Below are 23,105 nucleotides of genomic sequence, written 5' to 3' on the forward strand. Positions count from 1 at the left end.
AGTATCAGCCCTTGCAATCTTTCCATAACCCAATACAGTAAAAAAGGAACTATTAGTCATTTATTTTATCCTAGTTCGAGCGATTAGGTTAAACACAGAGCAGTACATGCCAAGCATCATCAAATCATTATTGAGTTTAGTTTTCACCGCACTGATTGTCACGACCAGCGCATTTGCTGTGGCTCAGGACCATTCTCGTTTACCGCAAATGGGGACTACCGGAGCGGGCTTTATGACAGTCGAGCGCGAGCGTCTAATCGGTGACTATTATATGCGCCAGGTGCGGGCTCAGGCGCCAGTTATCGGCGATCCGGTGCTGGATAGTTATTTAGATGAGCTCGGCCAAAGCTTAGTGCGTAACGCTGATAATGTACGCTATCCGTTTAATTTTTTCTGGATTAATAATCCCGAAATTAACGCGTTTGCATTCTTTGGTGGCCACGTAGGAGTGCATACAGGGCTGATCCAGGAGGCCCGCAACGAATCGGAACTGGCTGCGGTAATTGGTCACGAAGTCGCCCATATTACCCAACGCCACATTGTCCGTCGTATGCAGGAGCAACAACGCAGCATGCCAATGACCATAGCTGGCCTGGTCGGCTCAATATTGCTGGGGATGGCCAATGCTGAAGCAGGCGCTGCAGGCCTTTACGCCACCATGGGCATGGCCGGGCAATCGCAAATTAATTACACCCGCCTGTACGAGCAGGAAGCTGATCGCATCGGCATGGGTGTTCTGGCTTCGGCCGGCTATGATCCGGCCGGCGCGCCCAGCTTTTTTGGTCGGCTGGCAGAGAAGTACCGCTACGTCAGCAAACCGCCGGAAATGTTAATGACTCACCCGTTACCGGAATCACGGATTGCCGATACCCGCGCCCGTGCCGAAGCCATGCGAACAACTGATGTCGGGCCCAGCATTAACTTTCATCTGGCCAAAGCCCGGGTTGATGCGCGTTACACTCGCCGCTCGACTGACTCACAGCTGCAACAACTGGCCCGCTCGACTGATCCTATCATGCAACGTTATGGCCAGTATGCCCTGGCTATTCGAGCTCTGGACAGCAGCCAGCCAAAGGAGGCCGAGCGCCACTTGGCACCGTTGTTAAAAGCCGAACCCCGGAACCGCTTTTATATCGATGTTCAGACCGATATTTTACTGGCTCAAGAGCGTTATGATGATGCCCTGCAGTTGTTACGTCAGGCTTACACTCTGGCACCAAATGAATCGGTGATAACTCTGAATTACGCCAATACGGCTCTGCAGTCGGGTGAAGTACAGCTTGCTATTGACTTACTACGTCACTTTTTGCTGGAAAATAATGAGCATGTGCTGGCTCTTGAGTTATTAACCTCAGCTTACGAACGCAGTGCTATGCGCGCCGCCATGTACGAAACACGGGCCGAGACTCTGGCCCTGCGCGGTAATTTTGAACTTGCTATCGAGCAACTGCACAGCGCTCATAACCATACCGAGGCAGACGTCACCCGCAAACGCCTGAATGCACGGATCGATCAGCTACGGGCGCAGCTTGAACAGGCTCAAAACTTAATGTAACTGCCCTAGTTTCTGATAGCCTCGCTTAATGACTCAACGGTTTGTTCGCCCATAAGTGGCCCGGTCACATCACCGTCAGGGTGCACTATGTAGGTGGCTGGCAGCATCTTGGGTCGTGCAAAAGGAAAGTTAGGGACCGGTTCTGCCAGGGCAAGCGGAAATTCAATACCGTGCTTTGCGACCAACCCGTGGATCTGCTCATTAGTCATGGGGTCAAAGCTAACACCGATTAAGTCGACCGTTGCATCATTGGTCACCTGTTGATGGTAAAACTCATTCAGTTCAGGCAGTTCACGCAAACAAGGCGCGCACCATTCGGCAAAATAGTTAATTACCGTTGTGTTTGACTCATGCCAATTAACGGATTGCTCTGTCGTTGTCTTTACATCGGCTGCCGGCGAACACGCTGTCAGCAGGCTAAGCGCTGCCAGTCCGGCTCCAGTGGTAAAAAAACGTTTAACGGCTTTATTGTGCATCTGTTGTTCTCTATTTTTGCGTAAAAAGGCCTTATTGCGGTAACATGACCTACCTTTGACCAAATTCAGTAAAGAGTCAATCATATGAACGAATCATCAGCCTCCGGCGGTAACCCCCGGACCACCATTTTAGTGCTTTATTTTAGTCGCGGCGGCGCCACCCGGCAGCTTGCCGACGCAATAGCTGAAGGTATCACTGCTGCCGGTGGCGAAGCAATGCTGAGAACAGTCGAGAGTGACGCAGATGCCGCCAGTGCTCGCGATCTGGTGGTAAGTACTGATGATTTACATCAATGTGATGGGCTAATCCTTGGTAGTCCGACACGTTTTGGGCATATGGCGTCGGCCTTGCAAAAATTTTGGGAATCAACTTCTTCGGATTGGCTAAAAGGAACCTTAATCAATAAGCCTGCAGCTGTTTTTACCAGCACCTCGTCCCTGCATGGCGGACAGGAAAGTACTCTGCTGTCATTAGCGCTTCCCTTATTGCATCATGGGATGTTGTTAACGGGCGTCCCCTACTCGCAACCCAGCTTGCATGGTAAAGATGCTGGTGGCTCGCCTTACGGCGCGAGCCATCTACAAGAAGCGGGGCTCTCAGATAATGAAAAACAGACCGCCATCGCGTTGGGGCGACGAGTTTGTCAGGTGGCTAAAGCCTGTGCTGACAGTACCATTGATTGCTAATTAAGGAACTGCCGCAATGATGCCGAAAAATCCCCGCTTTTACCGAGTCTTAACACAAGTGTGTTATTGGCCGTTGCTGATATTTATTATTCTCTGGCACTCGGTATTGCAAAACGAACAAACCATTGGTTTGCCAACCTCGCTGGCGCTATTATTCTGGGTAGTACCACTACTTTTGCCATTAGTTGGCCTGGTCAAAGGAAAACCTTATACCCACGCCTGGTTTAACTTTATTTTAATGTTTTACTTTTTACACGGGCTGACAGCTATTTATACCCATCCACAAGAATTTAGCTATGCTGTTCTGGAACTTGTTCTGGCATCCGGTGCCTTTGTTGGTGCGACGGGCTACGCAAGATTTCAGGGACGGGCACAGGGGCTGGGATTAAAAAAACAGAAGCGCCAAGATTAAATTGACAGAGTCTGTTTAACAAAAGGGATGGTAAGGCGACGCTGTTGCGCCATTGATGCGGTATCAAGCTTATTTAAACAGCGCAGCAATTGCCTCATGTTACGCCCTAATCGATGTAACATAAACTGCGCCACATCGGGCGGCAGTTGCAGGCCGCGCCAACTGGCTCTTAAAGTCAGTGCCTGGGCCTTTTCGGTATCGGCCAGCGGTGACAGTTGATAAGCTGTCGCCCATTGCAGGCGCGACTTAAGGTCCGCCAGGTGCACCTCACTTTGTGCAGCTGCCTGTGAAGCGGTCATTATCAAACGGCACTGCTGGGCATCGGTAATGCGATTAATCAGGGCAAACAATTCAAAGCACCAGGCCTTGTTATCCAATACCTGGTCCACATCATCAACACAGAGTACATCAAATTGTTCCAGCCCCTCCAGCACAGCCGCTGGTCGCGCAACCTGCTGCAGCTCTTTCATTGGCAGGTACATCACTTTTTTAAACTGCTCGTTAGCCGCTGCAACCGTCGCGTGTAACAGATGACTTTTACCGCTGGCTGCGGGACCGGATAGCCAGCTATAACGGCTGGTTTGAGGCGGTAATCGCTCGCTGATGGCAACCGTCGTAAGCCAGTCAATCACTTGTCCGTTGTCAGCCGAAAAAAAGGTAGCAAACAGCTCATCATCCGGCAATTGAACCTGTAAGGGCAGCTGCTGCGGTTGACCATTATTCAAAATCTGACTCCACTACTGCGACACCCAGATGTAACTGGGCGTCTGCTCTTCGTCAGGATTAATAAACGGACTGACTTGTTCCAGTTGCAGCCGACCGTCCAACTGAATGCTCTGCAATAAATGATCGGCACTGCCCTGCACTTCAATTAAAAACTCAGACTGTTCGGTCGAATAGCGAGTCAGGGTAACTGAGTTAACCGATACTATTGACTCAAGAAAACTCTCCAGCGCTATGATATCGCGCCAATCACTTAAGCGTTTAATCGTGATCGGCAGCGCTATCAGGTTTTTTTCTGCCGAGCGGGTAACACTGAAAGCAGCCGCTAATTGTTGTTGTAACTGCTGCACAAAGGGTTCAGCAAGCCAGTCTTGACTTGCTGCAGACACCTCTCCGCTGAGCCGCTGCTGATCAATGTAGGCGGACCAATTCAGAGTCCAGACCGCCAGTTCCTGTTCGGCTTCCGGGTCGGCGTTGTAACTGATGCGGGCGATGACAAAACCATCGGCGTCGTAGCGCTGCCCGGCCTGGCGGACAGGGGCCAGAAAACGTCCCCAGACATCTGTAGCAGATACAGTCATCGCATCGTTCAAATCCTGCAACGGCAGCTGTATCGGAATGCCGGCCTGACCGGCAAAGAATCTCAGTTGCTGAGTGAAAACCGATTCGTCACGACTGCCCACTAATTGCCGCCGCCCTTCTTCATTTTCGCGAGCGACCCAAAGCAGTAGTTCGGGTCGGCGTCTGCCCCAATACGGAAGGTTATTATCCGCTAACAGGCGTTTAACTTTGCGCTCATCAAAGCGCGCTGTCAGCCGCAAACCTGCCGCAGAGGTTTTATAGCCGTATTGCAGCAGATAGTCGTTAACCTGCCGCTGGGCAGTGCGAATAGCCTGATTATCTGTGACCGATGGCAGGCCGGTTAATTTAATCACCACTTGCTGAAAAGCTTGTCGAATAGCTTGCTGACGTTCAGTACGGGATTGTGACGACACCTCAACTTCAGCGCTGAACAAATTTTCTACCACTTTTGCCTGGCCGGGCATAACCCAGCCGCTGCCTGCCAGCAGACAGAACCAGAGTAGCGTAAGAGTGGCTGAACCGCGTTTTATGTTGCGCATGTCATTACCCATAGGTATTGATAGAGACTGCATAGTAAACAGCCAGCTACCGATCAGCAAGTGACAACTTGTGGATAAGCCTGTGGGAATCCCAAACAAAGTTAAAGTTATTCGGGTAGCCAAGTTTGGCTAGTCAAAAAGCGGCCTTGCCGTTAACATATTGGCATTGTTTAGCGACCAGGGCCGGCCATGCTTAAAAAACAACTTCGGAGCATCAGTTCATTACTCACCAGTATTGGCTTAATAGGCATGTGTGTGGGCATGACCAGCACCCTATTAAGTTTACGGGCTACAATCGAAGATTTCGGCACTTTGGTCACCGGCTTTATCATGTCGGCTTATTTTATTGGCTTTTTATTTGGCTCTACCCGGGCTCCTAAAGACATTCGCCGGGTAGGATATATTCGCTCTTTCGGCGGCCTTGCGGCACTGGCCGCTTTTAGCGTATTAGTGCAATCGATCTGGGTCGACCCAGTCGTCTGGTTTGTCATGCGCTTTGTAACCGGCTTTGCCATTTCCGGTGTTTTCGTTATTGCTGAAAGCTGGCTTAATACCATGGCCGACAATCGCAGCCGGGGTATTTTATTATCTATCTATCTGGTCATTATTTATTCCGGCTTAATCGGTGGCCAGTTATTGCTGGGGGTTGCTGACCCTGCCGGCTTCGTTCCTTTTGCTATTGTCGCTTTACTCATTAATCTCGCGCTGATCCCTATTTTGGTTAGTGTCACGGTTGAACCAACGACTCACGATAATAAAAAAGTGCCAATCCGTCTGCTATTAAAAACCGTCCCCTTAGGAGTGGTCAGTTTGTTTATCATGCAGGCGTGCTATGCCATGTTTTATGGTATTGGACCGATGTATGCTTCGTACATCGGTCTGAGTGTGGTACAGGTCACTTTCTTTATGTCGTCTTTTATCCTGGGCGGGCTGATTTCTCAGGCTCCTTTTGGTCTGTTGTCAGACCGTATTGATCGGCGTTTAGTGATTACCATTTGTGCTATGGGTGGTGCCGTTGCCGCTTTTATCCTGTCGCAGCTCGGCTCGGGCAATGTCAATCTAATTTACCTGGCCGTAGGCATTTTGGGCGCTTTTATTCTGCCGCTGTATTCTCTGGGCATGGCCCACACCAACGATTACCTCGAAAAAGATCAGATGGTTGGCGCAACAGGCGCCATTATAAAAATCAGTGGCGCAGGCTCTATCATTGGAGCCCCTTCGGTGGCTGCGTTAATGCAGTTCGGCGCGATCCACTTTTTCTTTCTGCTACTGGGTGTGCTGACGGCTTTTGTCGGTCTTTATTCACTGTACCGCATTACCCGGCGCGCTAAGGCTGAAGAGCAGCTGCACAGTAATTTTGCGGTGCTTGCGCCGGCGCAGATATCGGATGAATTACTTACATCAATGGCAGAGGAACTGCCTGACGATGAGGAGAAAGAGGACGACGCGGCCATTAGTGGCAGCGCCGTGCTCAAACGTTAATCAGTCTTTGCTGAGCAGTTCAGAAACCCATTGTTGAGCTTCGCTAATGATCTGCTCTAAATGCTCTTTACTGTTAAAGCTCTCAGCATAAATTTTATAAACTGGCTCTGTACCTGACGGCCGCGCAGCAAACCATCCGTTAGCCGTCGTCACCTTGATGCCGCCAAATTGAGCATCATTGCCTGCTGCCTTGGTACTGATTTGCTCAACTGCTTCTCCGGCAAACTCACTGAGTTTTATTTTGTAAGCGCGAATATCAGCAAAGGCTTTATTCTGAGCGGCAGTCGATGGACTATCGACACGTCCATAATAAGAGGTCCCGTGTTGGCCACATAAGCTGTCGTAATACTGACTGGGGTTGCTACCCGTTTTAGCCAGTATTTCAGCGGCCAACAGAACCATAACCATACCGTCTTTATCGGTCGTCCAGGTCTCGCCCTGTTTATCCAGCAGGGTAGCCCCGGCGCTTTCCTCGCCAGCAAAGCCAATCCGCCCTTCGGCAAGACCGGCGGCAAACCACTTAAAGCCAACGGGCATTTCCAGCAGTTGGCGACCATTATCTGCTACGACTTTATCAATTATGGCGCTGGAAACCAGCGTTTTGCCTATTGCTGTATCGGCTCCCCAGGGACGGTTTTTACACAGATAATCAATGGCAACCGCAAGATAATGGTTAGGATTCATTAAACCATGGGTCGGTGTGACGATACCGTGGCGATCGTAGTCCGGATCATTGCCGGCCGCTAAATCGTACTGTTTCTGATAACCAAGCAACCCTGCCATGGCCTGCGCAGAGGAGCAATCCATGCGAATTCTGCCGTCTTTATCCAGATGCATAAAGGCAAAAGCCGGATCCACATGGGCATTATGGATATCCAGCGTTAATTGATAACGCTCGGCAATTTCCTGCCAATACAAAGCTCCGGCGCCCCCCATGGCGTCAATACCAATCTTCAGGTTAGCCGCCTGGATGGCCTGCATATCGACTACCGACGATAGCCCTTCAATATAGTCGTGGCGCCAGTCACAAAATATCAGCTTGGGATGTTCCAGCACATCCTCGGACTCGCACGTATTAACCCCGGCTAAACCTGAGGATAACAAGGCATTAGCGTATTTCTGTATGACTTTAGTAGCGTCATTATCGGCCGGCCCCCCGTGTGGAGGGTTATATTTAAACCCGCCGTCTTCGGGCGGATTATGGGACGGAGTAATCACTACACCGTCACATTGTTGTTGATGCTGACGATTGTATTGAATGATGGCTTGCGAAATGGCCGGCGTTGGAGTGTAGCCATGTTCGGTCTGCACATGAACTTGAAGGCCATTGCCTAAAAACACATCAAGAGCTGTCAGGTACGCAGCTTCTGATAACGCATGCGTATCTTTGCCGACCAAAATCGGCCCTTCAATGCCCTGCTCCTGCCGATAAGCGCAAATAGCCTGCGCTATCGCTAAGATATGCGCTTCGTTAAAACTTCTCTTCAACGCACTACCCCGGTGTCCTGAGGTACCAAAGCTAACTTTTTGCCGGGCATTACGTGGATCCGGCTCATACACGTAGTACGCGCTGGTCAGTTGGGCAATATTGATAAGATCGTCGGGCTGTGCTGACTGGCCAGCTCGTTGATGAAGTGCCATTATAAAAAGTCCCTTATTTTTTCCGCATCCGTTGCATTATAGCCAAGCTTTTCCGCTACCTGAGTTAACATGGATTTCTTTTTCGTAGTGTTGTTATTAGTGACTACCCAATACGGTGAACCCGGGATAGCTTTAGGGTTTGTGCTGTTGCCGCTGGTTAACAGTTCATCCTGGCTGCGGCCAAAATATTGCCGATCCCGGCCGCGCAGCGCAAGAACCTTATCAAATTGCTCAGGGTGTGAACGATACAGCATACTCAGTATGTACAAAAACCGGGCAACGACACTTTTTTGTACATTCACGTCCTGTTGATTAAGCCGGTTAAAAACTGGATCACGGCCCTGCTTTTGCTCATCACCTGCATGTTTTGGCAAGGGTTCCAGGCCCAGCAAGCGGCGCAAAATGTCCGATGCACTTTCGCCAATCTGCTGCGTGTGGCTGGCGATATAGGCGTATAAGTCGTCTTCAACTTCTATCCGTTTCATTTAGCTTTTTGACCTCGTCGTTAAATGCACTTGCATGCTCAGCACAAACTCTTGAAAATAGAGTTAAAGTTTACCACTAAAGGTTGTCCGATGGCAGAGCCTCTCGTATTAGAACATCAAACCTTAGGTCAGTCTGAACGACCTGCTGTAATCCTGATTCATGGTTTATTCGGTGATAAAGATAATCTGAAAAGTTTAGCTCGTGACCTGCAAGAGGATTTTTATTGCGTGATGCCCGACGCTCGTAATCATGGTGACTCACCTCACAGCGAGCAAATGAATTACGATTTGATGGCGAAAGATATTATTGCAACCTGCGACCATTTAGGGCTCAAAGAATTTCATCTGGTGGGTCACTCCATGGGCGGGAAAATCGCCATGCAAACAGCAATGGATTTCAGTGACCGGGTACTCAGCGCGGTCTTTGCTGATATTGCACCGGTCGCTTATGATAAATCTCATGACAGCATTTTATCCGCATTATGTAACATTGACCTAAGCCGGATAAACAGTCGTAAAGAGGCTGATGAAGCTTTACAGGCGACAATAGAAACCGCGGGCATACGGCAGTTTTTATTAAAGAATCTGCGCAAAGAAGATGATGGTTATGAATGGAGACTTAATTTAAAGGGTTTGCAGGATAACTATTCGGCGCTTGCCAGTGCTGTTAGCGAGGGTCACTATTCAGGCCCAGTATTATTTATCAAAGGCGGCGACTCTGATTATTTACAGGAGTGCCATCGTGAGGCGATCAAGCAACGTTTTAATGATGTTGACGTGAAAATAATTGAAAACACCGGTCATTGGTTGCATGCGGAAAAACCACGCGTTTTTAACCGCTTAGTCAGTCAGTTTCTGAACGGTTAAACTCGTCAGTGAGCAGCCTTTATGGTAAACTTTGTACGACTTTAACCAGCCTAAGGTGTACATAAATCATGTTGGCTGAATACTATGAAGAAATCGAGATACTGGTAACTAACGTAACACTGGGCATCTTGTTTTTGCTCATTGGTCTGGCTATTCGCGATGTACTAAAAAAGTCCGCCGTTCCTAAGTTTGGTCGCTTTATTGTTTGGCTGGTGCTGTTTCTTGGTTGTTTTGGTTTTATTGCCAAGGGCATTATTCAGGTTTATTGGGAAGCCGGACTCTAACAAGCTCATGGCAAAAGAAAACAACGATAAAGTAACCATCGACTTATTTGTCGAACAGCCCGGCCGCGGGCGCCCACGGACTAACCCGTTGCCCCGCAACGAGCAGCTTCGAATTAACAAGAGGCGACAGCTGCAACGAGACCGCCAGCTGGGCAAAAAACGGATAGAATTAAAAACCGATCAACAACTTCACCAACAGTTAACGGCACTTGCCGAGCAATATGACTGTAGCCGCGGTGAATTAGTCGAGGCGGTTTTAAAAATCGCGCTGGCAGACAATACTGAACTGATGCCAGCAGTCTTTAACCTTATCAAATCAGGTGAAAGTTGATATATGGCAACCGTTGGAATTTTCTTTGGTAGTGATACCGGAAACACTGAAGCTGTCGCGCAGATGATCCAGAAGGAATTAGGTAAAAAACTGGTCGATGTAAAAGACATCGCCAAGTCGAGCAAAGAAGACATTGCCGGCTACGACCTTCTCTTATTGGGCATCCCGACCTGGTATTATGGTGAAGCACAGTGCGACTGGGATGATTTTTTCCCGGAACTTGAAGAAATCGACTTTAATAATAAGCTGGTGGCTATTTTTGGCTGTGGCGACCAGGAAGACTATGCGGAATACTTCCTTGATGCCATGGGAATGATCCGCGATATTGTCGAACCGCGCGGGGCCGTTATCGTGGGCCACTGGCCAACTGAAAGCTATCAATTTGAAGCCTCAAAAGGGTTAGTCGATGATAGCCATTTTGTCGGCCTGGGGATTGATGAGGATCGGCAGCCAGAGCTGACCAAAGAACGCGTAAAGCAGTGGTGTCAGCAGGTCTATGAGGAAATGTCCCTTGCTGAGCTGGCAAACAGCTAGTTATTCAGGGTATGCTGACAACACTTTACCGATATTTTAAGTAACAAATTGGCGACTGATATTATGGCGACTAATGACGAACAGCTAAAAAAAGCGGGGCTGAAGGTAACTTCTCCACGAATGAAAATTCTGGATATTTTGAAACGCCCTAACAACCAACATATTAGTGCCGAAGACGTTTATAAAATATTGCTAGAGCAAAGAGATGAAATTGGCCTGGCAACGGTTTACCGGGTATTAAACCAGTTTGATGATGCCGGTATCATTACCCGCCATCATTTTGAAGGCGGTCGCTCGGTCTTTGAACTTAGCGCTAAAGATCACCATGACCACCTGGTGTGCTTAACCTGCGGGCATGTGTTTGAGTTTGAAGACGAGATTATTGAGGATCGTCAGGTACGTATCGCCAGCCAAAACAAAATAAAACTGACTAATCACAGTCTTTATTTATACGGTGAGTGCCAACGCGGCAGTAATTGCGAGTACAAACTGGCAGCAGAGGCAAGTTAAATGGCTTTACGGTGGATGATCTACGGCGCTTATGGCTACTCTGGGACATTGATTTCTAAGCAAGCCAAAAAACGCGGTTATTCACCGTTTCTGGCAGGTCGTAATGCCAATAAGCTAAACAGTCTGGCGGAGCAGCTTGAATTACCGGCACGAGAGTTTTCACTTGATAATGCAGAACAGATAACTGAACAGCTCACTGACATCGATCTGGTTATCAATTGCGCAGGACCTTTCAGCCACACTGCAGCCCCACTCATGAATGCCTGTATTACCAGCCATACCCATTATCTGGATATTACCGGTGAGATTGATATCTTTGAGTATGCGCATCAGTTAAACGACAAAGCACAGAAAAACAATGTCGTCCTGTGTCCTGGTGTTGGCTTTGATGTGATCCCGACAGATTGTGTGGCCGCTCGCCTGAATGCCCAGATGCCCGATGCAACCTATTTAAAGCTTGGCTTTGACTCTGGTTCACGAATGAGCCGCGGAACTGCGAAAACCAGCATTGAACGACTTGGACAAGGCGGTGCTGCGCGCATCGATGGTACTATCGAGCAAGTACCTTTAGCCTGGAAAAGTCAGCAGATTGATTTCGGCCAGGGTAAAAAAATGGCAATGACAATACCCTGGGGCGACGTCTCGACTGCCTATTACACCACCGAGATACCTAATATTGAGGTCTACATACCGGCCAGCCCACGTCTGATCAAGCGACTTAAACGGTTAAACTGGGTGCGTTGGATTTTTAACTGGCAATGGGTTCAGCGTAAGTTAAAAGAAAAAGTTGATGCCCAGTCTGCAGGCCCTGATGAGCAGGAGCGCAACGACAATCCAACGTTTGTCTGGGGTGAAGTCAGTAACACCCGGGGCGATCGCAAAGAACTGCGGGTAAAAGTTAAAAATGGCTATTCCGTTACCGCAGAAGGCGCCGTCGAGCTGGCTATTTTTACTCTTAAGAACTCAACTAAAGGCGGCTTCTATACGCCTTCGCGCCTATACGGCGCGAAGCTATTAGATAACTATGTTATTGATTAACGCTTTGCTGTTGCTCAATCTTTGCCCAGCTATCCCGCAAACCGACGGTCTGATTAAAGATTAAGCGCCCTTCTGCCTCGGCATCCTGATCAAGACAGTAATAACCCAGGCGCTCAAACTGAAACGCCTGCTGAACGCGGGCCTGGACTAAATTCGCTTCGACAAAACCTTGCTTAATAATAAGAGATTCGGGATTCAGTGTTGAAAACAAATCCTCTTCTGCAGCAGGATTTGGCACCTGAAACAACCGGTCGTACACTCTGAATTCGGCTTGTTGCGCAGTTTCAGCGCAGACCCAGTGAATCACACCTTTTACCTTTCGGCCATCAGCGGGATCTTTACCCAGGGTGTCTTTATCGTATGTACAATAAACCGTTGTTACCTGCCCATCGGCGTCTTTTTCTACCCGCTCTGCACGAACGACATAAGCGTTGCGCAGCCGCACTTCTTTATCCAGCACCAGGCGCTTGAATTTTTTATTGGCCGATTCACGAAAATCTTCGCGCTCAATATAAAGCTCTTTACTAAAAGTAATCTGGCGTGAACCCATCACCGGATTATTGGGATGATTCGGCGCATCCAGTGTCTCGCTGTGCTGCTCAGGGTAGTTTTCTATCACCAGCTTAATTGGATCCATAACTGCCATTGCCCGTGGCGCATTTTCATTCAGATCGTCACGAATACAGGCTTCGAGCATACTCATCTCGACCTGATTATCCATTTTGGTAACGCCGATACGGCGACAGAACTCTCGGACCGATGCAGGTGTATAACCTCGCCGACGTAAACCGGCAATACTGGGTACCCGCGGGTCATCCCAGCCTGTCACTTTGCCTTCCTCAACCAGCGTATTAATAATACGCTTGCTCATCACCGCATACTGCAGGTTTAAACGGGAAAATTCGATTTGCTGAGGATGACAGTCGATACTGATGTTATCCAGCACCCAATCATACAGACGTCGATTATCCTGAAACTCAAGAGTACATAATGAATGAGTAATGCCTTCCAGCGCATCGGAGATACAATGAGTAAAATCGTACATCGGGTACACGCACCACTTATCACCGGTCTGGTGGTGGTGGGCAAAGCGGACGCGATAAATCACCGGATCACGCATACACATAAAGGGCGAACTCATGTCAATTTTTGCCCGTAAAGAGCATTCGCCCTCCTTAAACTCCCCCGCTGTCATGCGACGAAATAACTCAAGATTCTCTGCTACCGGCGTATCACGGTATGGGCTGTTAACACCCGGTTCTTTTAACGTGCCGCGCATTTCGCGCATGCTGTCTTTATCGGAGAAATCAACGTACGCCAGGCCTTTTTCAATCAGCTCGACAGCATAAGCGTGCAGCTGATCAAAATAATTTGACGAATATTTAGGTTCACCGCCCCACTCATAACCTAACCAGGCAACATCTTTTTTAATCGACTCGACATAATCCACTTTCTCTTTTAAAGGGTTAGTGTCGTCAAAACGCAGATTGCAGCTTCCCTGGTAGTCTTCAGCGATACCAAAGTTAAGGACAATGGACTTAGCGTGGCCAATATGCAAAAAGCCATTAGGCTCCGGCGGAAAGCGCGTATGAACCTGGGTATGCTTGCCAGAGGCCAAATCTTTATCAATGATTTGACGGATAAAATTACTCGGCCGGTGTTCGGTATCTGCCATGAGACTGCTTTCTCCAACTACAAGCTAAAATTAGGGTATAAATAACACGCTATGATCGCAGTTTCCGTGCCTTATGACAAGCAAGCTGGACCTCAAAAAAGCGGTAATAACGGGCAAGTTGTTGTTGTACCTTGTCAATACTGACTCGACTAAACCGCACTTTCTCGCCTGGCCGACACTGTGCCAACCGGCTCACGTCCAGTGGGCTGATGGTTCCCAGCTTAGGATAGCCACCCAAGGTTTGACGATCGCATAACATAATAATGGGCTCACCATTCGGTGGTACCTGTACAGAGCCAATATTAATTCCCTCTGAAACAATACCACTACCATTGAAATTTAGACAGTGGCCGGTCAGCCGAACTCCCATGCGGTTACTGCTGTTATCAACGGTAAAATCATGAAAGCAAAAGTTTTCTCTGGCCGTAGTAGAAAATTCATCGTACTGATTGCCGGGAATTAAGCCAAGCGTTGGTGTTTTAGCGTAATCCGGCCGGTAGCGCCAGCCAACGCGTCGGTTAACTAACCTGGCTACATCGCCGCCATTGAGTTGTTGCCCGGCCGCTATTACCTGACCATCGCTCTCTGGTCCTCCGACCCGCTCGCGGCTAACCGTTGCCACACTGCCCCATTGTGTCGGGTGAGTAAAACCACCCGGAACGGCCAGATAGGCACGAAGCCCATATTTTGCGTGGCTCAGGCTTAAAACCTGACCACTTTTTGCAGTATAGGTCTGCCAGGTTTGTAAAGGGGCCTCGTCAAGCTGCAAACCGACCTCTGCGCCGGTCACCACAAAACTGCAGTCTTGCTGAAATTTAAGCCGGGCTCCACCCAGGGTTATTTCCAGCTGTGCCGCGTCAAACCGGTTACCCAATAACTTATTAGCCCATAAAAAAGCATGCTCATCGGCTGGGCCACCGCGGGTTAAGCCTTTACTTAAATAACCAAAGCGGCCAAAATCCTGCAGGGTCATCTGCAGACCCGGATCAAGCACTTCAATCATCCAGTTGCTCCAGCCGGCCGCCCTGATCGATAAACTCTGCTTTACTGATCGCACGAAATTGTACGCTATCACCCACCTCAAGAGCGCTAATAATGCCTTTTTCAGGCTCATACAACGGCTTAGCGGTTCGGCCAATAATATTCCAGCCACCCGGTGAGGGTAGTGGGTAAATAGCGGTTTGTTGTTCGGCAATAGCCACACTGCCGGTCGGGACGCGTTCACGCGGACGCCGCAAACGTGGCATGATCAGCTTATCCGGAAGACTGCCAAGATAAGCAAAACCGGGCGCAAAGCCCAGCGCATAGACCCGGAATTTAGACTGGGTATGCAGTGAGATCAACTGATCACGGTTTAGCTGCTTTTCTTTCATTACGTGTTGAATATCCGGACCCACAGATTCGTCATAATAAACGTCGATGGTAAATGTCTGATGTTGGCTTTGTCCTGGTAAGCCTTTTTCTTCAGCAAGATACGGTTGCAGAGCCCGTCGTAGAGTCGCTTCATCGGTTTGCAATACATCATAATAAATCATCAGTGACGAATACGCAGGTACCAGGTCCAACAACGCCAGGTCACTCTGTTGTAACCGCTGCTTAAGTGCGATAACACGCTGGTTATCTTTTTCACTGATAGTGTCTGAAAAATAGACTATTAGCGCGTCTGCACCGGCATTTACGATGCGGGGAAAAACCTTCGCGCTGGTCATTGATTATTGCTTTCCGGGTTCTTAGTCAGCAAGGAGCGGATGTGTTTAATCGTCGAAATTGCCTGAGGGTTATCGCCATGAACACACAAAGAATCAATCTGGATATCCAGTAATTCGCCGTTCACACTTTTAATTTTCTCGCCGTTGTTAAAACGCTGTGCCTGCTCAATAATTTGCTCATCGTTTTGGAATACCGCATCACTATACTGACGTGACCTCAGGTGTCCGTTGTCATCGTAAGCCCGGTCGGCAAAACCCTCGAAGATCAAGGTTACTCCATGCTCTTCCGCGCGTTTACGCCAAGCCTGATTATGCGGCGTTGCCATAATCATTAATGGCACTTGGTCGTCTCGCTGTAACGCTTTTATCGCTTCACAAATAGCATCAAAGGTGTTGCCGTCACTGAGCATATCGTTATACAAAGCACCGTGCGGCTTGACATAATCGACGCTCATTTGCCGACCTGCAGCAAGAGCCTGTAACGCCCCCACCTGATACTGAACCATCGCCGTTACTTCCTCGGCGCTACAGGCCATGTGCCGTCGGCCGAAACCAACCAGGTCCGGATACGACGGATGCGCACCAACACTGACCTTGTGCTCTTTCGCCAACTGCAGGGTACGGGACATAGTTAACGGGTCTGCGGCATGAAAGCCACAGGCCACATTAGCACAATCAATGTGTGGCATAATTAACTCATCAGCACCCATCACCCAGGCCCCGAAACTTTCACCGATATCGGCGTTTAAGCTGATTGTCTTTGTACCCGTCATACAGAAATTATAAGTCCTTACTCTTTACTGGTACGCGCATCTACATCGCCGAGCAGACGGGCATAGCCGATACAAAATAAATACAGACCTACGCCAATGGCTGCAATTTGCAATGCCGGCCAGGTCAGTGGCAAAATTTGATGGCGGGCAAATACCGCAATAGCACCGATTAGACCCATTGTCGTCAACCCCTGAGCAACCAGGGTAATGGGGCCGAGCCAGGAAAGTAGCTTGCGTACTTTCAATAGCGCAACAATGCCACCCAACACCAGGCCCCAGGCAATCGGTACACCCAGTTTATACCAACCCAGTTGATAATCAGCGATTGCAGCAACCAGCTGGTCCTGATTTGCAGTATAAAAAAACAGACCGACCGCGCCGGCTAAAATAACAATTCGTTTTGATAAGTTCATTGATGCCCGATCCTAAAGTGCCAAGCTAATTAAAAACAAAATAATACCGATGATAGGGATCCAGACAATGGGAGATTGATACCAGCGTAACGGAGGTATGTCGCCACTGTGGCTTTTTTTGGCTGATGGTTGCCGATATAACCAGACAATGCCCACTAGCAACAGCAGCGCGCCGACTAACCTAATCGTGGTATCCTGCTCACTGACGACGCCCAGGACTGCCATTAGTAGCCCGATGATGATGAGTATAATGGCCAACACACGTTGCCACATAAAGCCTCCTTGTTGTTATTATTCTTTAGTCGTACCATTACGATAGCGTGTTTTGGTAAACCATAAAAGTTAGGATGACCATGAAACTGTTAAAAAAGGCTGCCTGGTTACTTGCCGCCAGCGGCATTACCTTTGCTGTCATCGTTGTTAGTATTATTGTTTATCAATACACCGCCATGCAGCCCCGATTGCCCTCCGAGGATGACTGTACCCTAAAGCAAATGGTACAAACCGCTGATCGCTCCGCCGAAGTCCGCCATTACTTTTGTGCCCGGGGCGAAAAAACGCAGTGGCAAGGCCATGAACTTTGGTTAGTTCAGCCTGACACCGAAGACTGGCAACGGATGCTGACTACCCGTTCAGCCAACTGTCTTAAACTGCACTTACAGGATCAGACACTGCATCTTATTCACGATGGCGAGCGGATGGAAATGAACCTTGCTGAACCGGTATTTTTGTATCGCAATCAGCAGGGGCAAAGTGTCACCTTAGCTGTCGATATTGAAAAACAGCCCCGCGAGGGCTGTTAGCTTAGCTTAAGCACCCACTTGAGCGGCAACCGTTTCATCAAAAATGCCATAACGGCCCAGGGCCAGCGCGGAACATAAGCGGTCACAGGCTCCTTGTTGATAGCTTTTGCCAGCAGTCGGCAACCGGTTTGGGTATCAACCATAAATGGTGTGTTCTTAACTTTTTCATTAATTTCTGAGCGGATATAGCCCGGAAAAATAGTAGAAACCTTAATCGGACTGTTATTACCATAGGTTTTTAGTAAGTCGGCACGGATCCCCTCGGTCAGCGACGCCAGTCCTGCTTTGGTCGCAGCATAAACCGTCATTGCCCGCGGCAAACCACGAAAAGCGCTCATCGACGAAATGGTAACCAAGTGTCCGGCTTTCTGCTCGCGTAAAATTTCCATTGCAGCTTCGCACTGCGCCAGCGCTGCGACAAAGTTTGTCTGTGCCGTTGCCTTATTGGCTTTAAAGTAACCGGTACCGATAGCAGCCCCTTTACCCATCCCCGCATTTATAATAAACCGGTCGATTTCGCCAAGTTCTTGTTTGAATTCGCGGAACACCCGAAATACCTCGTCGTCTTCATTCACATCCAGGGTTTTTATGTTGACTGTAATTTTTGGGTGCTTAATTTCCAGTTCTTGTTTTAATTCCTGCAAACGATCCAGCCGACGCGCGCATAAACATAAGTTTTTGCCCTGAGCGGCAAACTCCCGCGCCATTCCCTGCCCCAGTCCCGAACTGGCGCCGGTAATTAGAATGGTGTTACGTTGTTGAGACATGTTGTGCTCTCTTATTGGTGTTATTTCGTTTGAGCAATGCGACGCCGGCAGCGCCACAATAAATAATTAACTAAAAACCAGAAGTTCTTGAATGCTTTGTTGTTGGTTTGTTTATGGTGATAACGATAATAAATTTGCTGAGCGATAACCGCTAAACGGAACATGCCAAAAACTTCGTAAAACACAAAGTCATCCATTGATGTGTCTGTATGCTGACAGTAATAATCTATAATTTGCTGGCGGCTTAACATTCCCGGATAGTCACTGGGCTGACGCTTGGTGGCGCGGGCAATACGGTCATCATCAGCTTGAATCCAGTAAGCCAGCGCATTACCTAAATCCATTAATGGATTACCCAGTGTAGCAAGTTCCCAGTCTAATATACCGATGATCTGAGTCGGCTCGTCAGGGTTTAGAATCAGGTTATCCAGCCGAAAATCGTTGTGTGTCAGGCAGATGGTTTCCTGCAGCGGCTTGTTTTCCTGTAACCAGCGCATTACCGGACCGGCGCCAAATACATCCCAGGTTTTGGCTTTTTGGTAACGCCCGCACCAGCCACTCACCTGGCGGTCCGTATAGCCCGCACCCTTAGCAATTGAGCGCAGACCTGTGGTATCCAGATCGACCTTGTGCAGCTGGATCAGTTTATCCAGAGCGTTGATGTTTAGCTGCTGCGCCTGCCCGGCACTAAGCTGCAAGCCTTTTGGAAATCGGCGACGCGGAATAACCCCGGAGATATGTTCCATGACATAAAACTCGGTGCCAATGACGGTGTCATCGGTACAATGAGCCAGCATCCGCGGCACATAAGGAAATTGCGGACGTAACTTTTTTTGTAAGCGATACTCACGACCCATATCGTGGGCAGATTTCGCTTTTGTCCCGGCCGGCGGCCGCCTGAGGACCAGAGTTACGCCATTATAGTCGAGCCGATAGGTCCAGTTAGAGGCGCCACCGGTGTACTGGGTGATTTGCAGCTCACCACGCTCTTCAGGCAGATGGTCACCGAGATTTTCTGCCAGCCACTGATCTAATTGGGCGGCCGGAAGCGCCTCCTCATCGCGTACCTTGGTTGCCTGATCCAGCAGGTCATTAGTCATTTTTTCGTTCCTGCCACTGTTTTAACTCAGTTTTTGCAATCGTTGCCCGGTGAACAGCATCCGGCCCATCAGCAATACGCAGCGATCGTGCTACCGCCAGTAACCCGGGCAATGGCGTATCATGACACATCGACGCACCGCCGAATAACTGCATGGTTTCGTCGACAACCTGTTGTAGCACATTAGGCGCGACCAGTTTAATCGCAGAGATTTCTTTAATGGCCTTGCGCGCACCCACTTCGTCAATTTTCCAGGCTGCATGCAGGGTCATCAGTCGCGCCTGATCGATCGCTACCCGCAGATCAGCCAGACGTTCGGTATTCCCCCCCAGCTTCAGCAACGGCTGACCAAAGGCAATACGTGACACACCGCGCTCGATGAAGAGTTCCAGCGCCCGCTCGGCGGCGCCGATAGCGCGCATACAGTGATGAATACGGCCCGGGCCCAGCCGGCCCTGAGCAATTTTAAAGCCGGCGCCCGGGCCGACGATAATATTTTCTTTGGGTACCCGGACATTATCAAATACCACCTCGCCGTGACCATAAGGGGCATCGTATTCGCCCAAAGCCGGAAGCATCCGTTCGATCTTCACGCCCGGCGTATCCAGGGGGACCAGCACCATCGAATGCCGCAGGTGCTTATCTGCATCGTCATCGGTTAGCCCCATCACAATCGCAATCTCTGCCTGTGGATGGCCCAGGCCGGTGCTCCACCACTTGCGCCCGTTAATCACCCATTCATCGTTTTGCGCCACAATACTGGTTTGCATATTGGTTGCATCTGAAGAAGCGACATCAGGTTCAGTCATACAAAATACCGAGCGTATTGTCCCTTCCAGTAAAGGGCGCAGCCATTGATCCTGCTGGGCATCGTCACCAAAATAATGCAGTACTTCCATATTACCGGTATCCGGGGCATTACAATTAAATATCTCCGGCGCCAACAAGCTATGACCCATGCGCTCAGCAAGGGGCGCATATTCTAAGGTCGACAGCCCCGCTGCGGCTTTTTCATCGGGTAAAAAAAGATTCCAGAGCCCCTGCTCACGGGCCATCTGTTTAAGCTCCGCAACCCGCGGCGGAACCTGCCACTCGCGCCAGTTAGGCGTGCTGTTAAGCCGGTAATTTTCTTTCTGGTATTGATTTTCATAAGGCTCGATATATTGCACCATAAACGCATCAAGCCGGGCCAAATAATCCTGGGTTTTTTCACTGTAAGCAAAGTCCATAACATGATTCCGTCGCCTGCGATTATTTGCATTGTAGACATGAAATAGTAGCTGGTACAACCAGCACCACGCAGCTGAGTTCTGCGGTGTTATAAAAATGAGTGGTTTCGTTATTCCGCAATGCGTCCTAGACTTAAACAAACCGGAACCGCAGGTCAGTACGATTTTTTGCCCCTCGATAAGGATACCAATATGAGCAGGCGTCAGTTTGAACCCATGTTCGGTGCCGTATGTCCTCACAGTCTGATAGGAAACACCGTGCTGGCATTTCTTATGGTGCTGGTATTAGTGACCGATAGTCTAACCCAGCTCGGCTTTGCCCATGGCTACTTGTACATCCCCATTATTCTATTCGCCAGCGCAGTCGTCAGAATGCAAACGGTTGTTATTGTTACCTGCTCGGCTTTGCTATTTAACTGGTTTGGCTTTTTTTTATCACCGGATGTTCAGTTTGATTTAAGCAAGTGGGCTATCTTGGCTAATCGAACCTTAAGTTTTGTTATGATAGTCAGCACCTATTTATTGCTTCATCACATTAAAAGAGCCGAACGAGCAGCAGCAAAAAGCAAACATGCCGTAGCGCAAAAAAATTATTTCAAGGAGCTATCAGACGCTCTGCCCGTGATGGTGTGGGTTGGCAAACCAGACGGTAGTATCGCTTACGTAGGTTCGCAGTTAGTTGCTTTAACAGGGGAAACCGCTGAGTACATTCAGGGAAACTGGCAATCATTGGTTCACCCTGAGGATGTCGACCGAGCGGTGCAGGCCTGGGAAAAGTCGGTTGCTACCGGCGAGCCCTGCGTAGTGGAATTTCGAATTAAAGACCACCAGAACAACTATAGCTGGATGTTGACGCAGGCGAAGCCTAAATATAACGCCGAGGGCGAGATTGAAATCTGGTATGGCTCATGCTCTGACATTAGCAGGCAGCAGCACGAGAAAGAAGAACTCAGGCTGCTGCGCACAGCCGTTTCACGGCTGAACGATATCATTATTATTACCGAAGCCGAACCGGTGCAGGAACCCGGCCCGCGAGTGGTATTCGTTAACGAAGCATTTGAACGCAAAACGGGTTTTACTGCTGAAGAGATCCTGGGTAAGACACCCCGTATCCTGCAAGGACCCGGCACTCAAAGTGCCGAGCTGGATAAAATTCGCACGTCCTTATTAAAATGGCAGTCTGTCCGCGCGAAGATTTTAAATTACACTAAGGATGGCAGTGAAATCTGGCTGGAGCTGGATATCGTTCCGATAGCAGATAAAACCGGCTGGTACACGCACTGGGTTGCGGTTGAACGTGACGTAACCCGCGAACACAATATGGAACAGCAGCTTCAACAAGTTCAGCGGCTGGAGTCGATTAGTCATTTGACCGGTTCCATTGCGCATGATTTTAATAACCTGCTGACCATCATCATGGGCAATGCAGATTTGTTATGCGAAAACCTTGCCGATGATGCTCACAGAAAACTGGCGAACACCATCCTGCATGCCGCTGAGCGAGGCTCAGCGCTGACTAACAGCTTACTTTCTTTTGCCCGGCGCCAAGCTTTAGACCCGGAGCCGGTGGATATTGGTAATACGCTCAAAGAGCTTGAGCCCCTGCTACGCACAGCCATAGGCCGGGAAAATAAATTCAATATCAACGTCGAGCCAGAGCTGCCTTATATTTTTATTGACTGTGCTCAACTGGAAAACGCCTTACTTAACTTAGCCACAAATGCCAAACATGCAATGAGCGGTCATGGCGAATTAACCATTGAAGCTAAAGTTTCGCAGCTTAATGACAAGCAACTGCAGTTAAACCCCGATCTGAAACATGGCAGTTACATGTTATTGAAAGTCTCTGATAACGGCCATGGAATACCGGAAAAGGATCTCGAGCACATCTTCGAACCCTTCTTCTCACGCCGCAGCGATAATTCCGGAACGGGCCTTGGTCTGAGTATGGTGTTTGGCTTTGTCAAACAGTCAGGTGGCCATATCACAGTATCCTCTGAAGTTAACAAAGGCACCACTTTTACCTTATATCTGCCGCTTGTAGACTCGGCTCCCGCGATAAATACTATTGACGAAGCGCCGACACTTTCAACACCAATGCATCTCACAATTCTAGTAGTGGATGATGAAACCTCTATTCGCCGACTTGCAGTTGATTATTTAAAGTCTGAGGGCTTTAAAGTGTTGCAGGCAGAACATGCAGCCGAAGCTCTTCAGCTTATGGAACAACACGATAACATCGATTTTTTGTTTAGCGATATTGTTATGCCCGGTGAGCTGTCGGGTATTGAACTGGCTCATTTATTTGCCAGCCGTTACCCTAAAGGCAGTATTTTACTGACCAGTGGCTTCGCAGAAAAAATAATTGATCGCGAAACAGGCAATATCGCAAAGTACCCGATATTGTCAAAGCCCTACCGCAAACAGCAGCTAATCAATCATATTACCCGGATGTTGAGGCGCGAAGATTAAGCGTTGACCTGCGGGACTT

26 protein-coding genes are annotated in these 23,105 nt (G+C 49.0%); 12 read left to right on the forward strand and 14 right to left on the reverse strand.

Features of this window, described 5'->3' with window-relative positions:
• Positions 1-106 precede the first annotated feature (106 nt).
• Positions 107-1,555 carry a M48 family metalloprotease gene (locus LG288_RS06880; protein WP_404399395.1) on the forward strand — a complete coding sequence of 483 codons (1,449 nt, stop codon included), beginning with the start codon at positions 107-109 and terminating at the stop codon, positions 1,553-1,555.
• A gap of 5 nt (positions 1,556-1,560) precedes the next feature.
• Here the strand turns inward: LG288_RS06880 and LG288_RS06885 are convergent, their stop codons facing one another.
• Positions 1,561-2,115 (reverse strand): TlpA family protein disulfide reductase, encoded by a 555-nt coding sequence (locus LG288_RS06885; RefSeq protein ID WP_404399396.1) that lies wholly within the window; start codon positions 2,113-2,115, stop codon positions 1,561-1,563.
• Between LG288_RS06885 and wrbA the strand changes: the two genes are divergently transcribed.
• Positions 2,116-2,718, forward strand: a complete 603-nt coding sequence (gene wrbA / locus LG288_RS06890; RefSeq protein ID WP_404399397.1) for an NAD(P)H:quinone oxidoreductase — start codon at positions 2,116-2,118, stop codon at positions 2,716-2,718.
• Between the two features lie 106 nt (positions 2,719-2,824).
• On the forward strand, positions 2,825-3,130 hold the full coding sequence (locus LG288_RS06895) for a DUF2069 domain-containing protein (RefSeq protein ID WP_404399398.1): 306 nt from the start codon (positions 2,825-2,827) through the stop codon (positions 3,128-3,130).
• On the opposite strand, the gene hda is transcribed toward LG288_RS06895, so the two are convergent.
• Both hda and LG288_RS06905 read right to left on the reverse strand, forming a co-directional pair.
• A complete protein-coding gene (hda, locus tag LG288_RS06900; RefSeq protein WP_404399399.1) occupies positions 3,127-3,855 on the reverse strand; it encodes a DnaA regulatory inactivator Hda in 729 nt (242 codons plus the stop codon). The two genes, LG288_RS06895 and hda, sit on opposite strands and share 4 nt — an antisense overlap.
• Before the next feature lie 12 nt (positions 3,856-3,867).
• On the reverse strand, positions 3,868-4,974 hold the full coding sequence (locus tag LG288_RS06905; protein ID WP_404399400.1) for a DUF2066 domain-containing protein: 1,107 nt from the start codon (positions 4,972-4,974) through the stop codon (positions 3,868-3,870).
• Between the two features lie 189 nt (positions 4,975-5,163).
• Between LG288_RS06905 and LG288_RS06910 the strand changes: the two genes are divergently transcribed.
• Complete coding sequence (locus LG288_RS06910) at positions 5,164-6,456, forward strand: MFS transporter (protein ID WP_404399401.1); 1,293 nt, start codon at positions 5,164-5,166, stop codon at positions 6,454-6,456.
• On the opposite strand, the gene pgm is transcribed toward LG288_RS06910, so the two are convergent.
• Complete coding sequence (gene pgm, locus LG288_RS06915; protein WP_404399402.1) at positions 6,457-8,097, reverse strand: phosphoglucomutase (alpha-D-glucose-1,6-bisphosphate-dependent); 1,641 nt, start codon at positions 8,095-8,097, stop codon at positions 6,457-6,459. It abuts the gene before it with no gap.
• Positions 8,097-8,582, reverse strand: a complete 486-nt coding sequence (locus LG288_RS06920; protein ID WP_404399403.1) for a replication initiation regulator SeqA — start codon at positions 8,580-8,582, stop codon at positions 8,097-8,099. Before LG288_RS06920 ends, pgm begins: the two co-directional genes overlap by 1 nt.
• Before the next feature lie 90 nt (positions 8,583-8,672).
• Between LG288_RS06920 and LG288_RS06925 the strand changes: the two genes are divergently transcribed.
• From LG288_RS06925 to LG288_RS06950, 6 genes are all read left to right on the forward strand, one after another.
• The gene (locus LG288_RS06925; protein ID WP_404399404.1) at positions 8,673-9,449 is read left to right on the forward strand and encodes an alpha/beta fold hydrolase; all 777 of its coding nucleotides are present in this window, start codon (positions 8,673-8,675) and stop codon (positions 9,447-9,449) included.
• A 68-nt stretch (positions 9,450-9,517) separates the two neighbouring features.
• A complete protein-coding gene (locus tag LG288_RS06930) occupies positions 9,518-9,733 on the forward strand; it encodes a DUF2788 domain-containing protein (RefSeq protein ID WP_404399405.1) in 216 nt (71 codons plus the stop codon).
• Between the two features lie 7 nt (positions 9,734-9,740).
• Positions 9,741-10,064: a LexA regulated protein gene (ybfE, locus tag LG288_RS06935; RefSeq protein WP_404399406.1), complete on the forward strand. Its 324-nt coding sequence runs from the start codon at positions 9,741-9,743 to the stop codon at positions 10,062-10,064.
• A gap of 3 nt (positions 10,065-10,067) precedes the next feature.
• The gene (gene fldA / locus LG288_RS06940; protein ID WP_404399407.1) at positions 10,068-10,598 is read left to right on the forward strand and encodes a flavodoxin FldA; all 531 of its coding nucleotides are present in this window, start codon (positions 10,068-10,070) and stop codon (positions 10,596-10,598) included.
• A 63-nt stretch (positions 10,599-10,661) separates the two neighbouring features.
• On the forward strand, positions 10,662-11,108 hold the full coding sequence (gene fur, locus LG288_RS06945; RefSeq protein ID WP_404399408.1) for a ferric iron uptake transcriptional regulator: 447 nt from the start codon (positions 10,662-10,664) through the stop codon (positions 11,106-11,108).
• A complete protein-coding gene (locus tag LG288_RS06950; RefSeq protein ID WP_404399409.1) occupies positions 11,109-12,146 on the forward strand; it encodes a saccharopine dehydrogenase family protein in 1,038 nt (345 codons plus the stop codon).
• On the opposite strand, the gene glnS is transcribed toward LG288_RS06950, so the two are convergent.
• From glnS to LG288_RS06980, 6 genes are read right to left on the reverse strand one after another with little or no spacing between them, the layout of a single operon-like run.
• Entirely contained in the window at positions 12,136-13,821 is a 1,686-nt protein-coding gene (glnS, locus tag LG288_RS06955; protein ID WP_404399410.1) for a glutamine--tRNA ligase, read from the reverse strand. The genes LG288_RS06950 and glnS overlap by 11 nt on opposite strands.
• Positions 13,822-13,870: 49 nt before the next feature.
• Positions 13,871-14,824: a biotin-dependent carboxyltransferase family protein gene (locus LG288_RS06960; protein ID WP_404399411.1), complete on the reverse strand. Its 954-nt coding sequence runs from the start codon at positions 14,822-14,824 to the stop codon at positions 13,871-13,873.
• Complete coding sequence (gene pxpB / locus LG288_RS06965; RefSeq protein WP_404399412.1) at positions 14,817-15,530, reverse strand: 5-oxoprolinase subunit PxpB; 714 nt, start codon at positions 15,528-15,530, stop codon at positions 14,817-14,819. The genes LG288_RS06960 and pxpB overlap by 8 nt, the downstream gene beginning before the upstream one ends.
• Entirely contained in the window at positions 15,527-16,303 is a 777-nt protein-coding gene (locus LG288_RS06970) for a 5-oxoprolinase subunit PxpA (RefSeq protein WP_404399413.1), read from the reverse strand. The genes pxpB and LG288_RS06970 overlap by 4 nt, the downstream gene beginning before the upstream one ends.
• Before the next feature lie 17 nt (positions 16,304-16,320).
• Positions 16,321-16,716, reverse strand: a complete 396-nt coding sequence (locus LG288_RS06975) for a hypothetical protein (RefSeq protein ID WP_404399414.1) — start codon at positions 16,714-16,716, stop codon at positions 16,321-16,323.
• Positions 16,717-16,728: 12 nt separating this feature from the next.
• Positions 16,729-16,989 carry a hypothetical protein gene (locus tag LG288_RS06980; protein WP_404399415.1) on the reverse strand — a complete coding sequence of 87 codons (261 nt, stop codon included), beginning with the start codon at positions 16,987-16,989 and terminating at the stop codon, positions 16,729-16,731.
• 80 nt (positions 16,990-17,069) lie between these two features.
• Here LG288_RS06980 and LG288_RS06985 point away from each other — a divergent pair, with 80 nt between their 5' ends.
• Positions 17,070-17,519 (forward strand): hypothetical protein, encoded by a 450-nt coding sequence (locus LG288_RS06985; protein WP_404399416.1) that lies wholly within the window; start codon positions 17,070-17,072, stop codon positions 17,517-17,519.
• On the opposite strand, the gene LG288_RS06990 is transcribed toward LG288_RS06985, so the two are convergent.
• The 3 genes from LG288_RS06990 to LG288_RS07000 are packed head-to-tail and all read right to left on the reverse strand — an operon-like array spanning position 17,516 to position 20,614.
• Positions 17,516-18,286: an SDR family oxidoreductase gene (locus tag LG288_RS06990; protein ID WP_404399418.1), complete on the reverse strand. Its 771-nt coding sequence runs from the start codon at positions 18,284-18,286 to the stop codon at positions 17,516-17,518. The two genes, LG288_RS06985 and LG288_RS06990, sit on opposite strands and share 4 nt — an antisense overlap.
• Before the next feature lie 20 nt (positions 18,287-18,306).
• Entirely contained in the window at positions 18,307-19,386 is a 1,080-nt protein-coding gene (locus LG288_RS06995; protein ID WP_404399420.1) for a phosphotransferase family protein, read from the reverse strand.
• On the reverse strand, positions 19,379-20,614 hold the full coding sequence (locus tag LG288_RS07000; protein WP_404399421.1) for an acyl-CoA dehydrogenase family protein: 1,236 nt from the start codon (positions 20,612-20,614) through the stop codon (positions 19,379-19,381). Before LG288_RS07000 ends, LG288_RS06995 begins: the two co-directional genes overlap by 8 nt.
• A gap of 192 nt (positions 20,615-20,806) precedes the next feature.
• On the opposite strand from LG288_RS07000, the gene LG288_RS07005 reads away from it, so the two are divergent.
• Positions 20,807-23,086: a PAS domain S-box protein gene (locus LG288_RS07005; protein ID WP_404399422.1), complete on the forward strand. Its 2,280-nt coding sequence runs from the start codon at positions 20,807-20,809 to the stop codon at positions 23,084-23,086.
• Positions 23,087-23,105 lie beyond the last annotated feature (19 nt).

The sequence above is a fragment of the Idiomarina seosinensis genome (genome assembly GCF_044797955.1).
Classification (GTDB): domain Bacteria; phylum Pseudomonadota; class Gammaproteobacteria; order Enterobacterales; family Alteromonadaceae; genus Idiomarina; species Idiomarina seosinensis_A.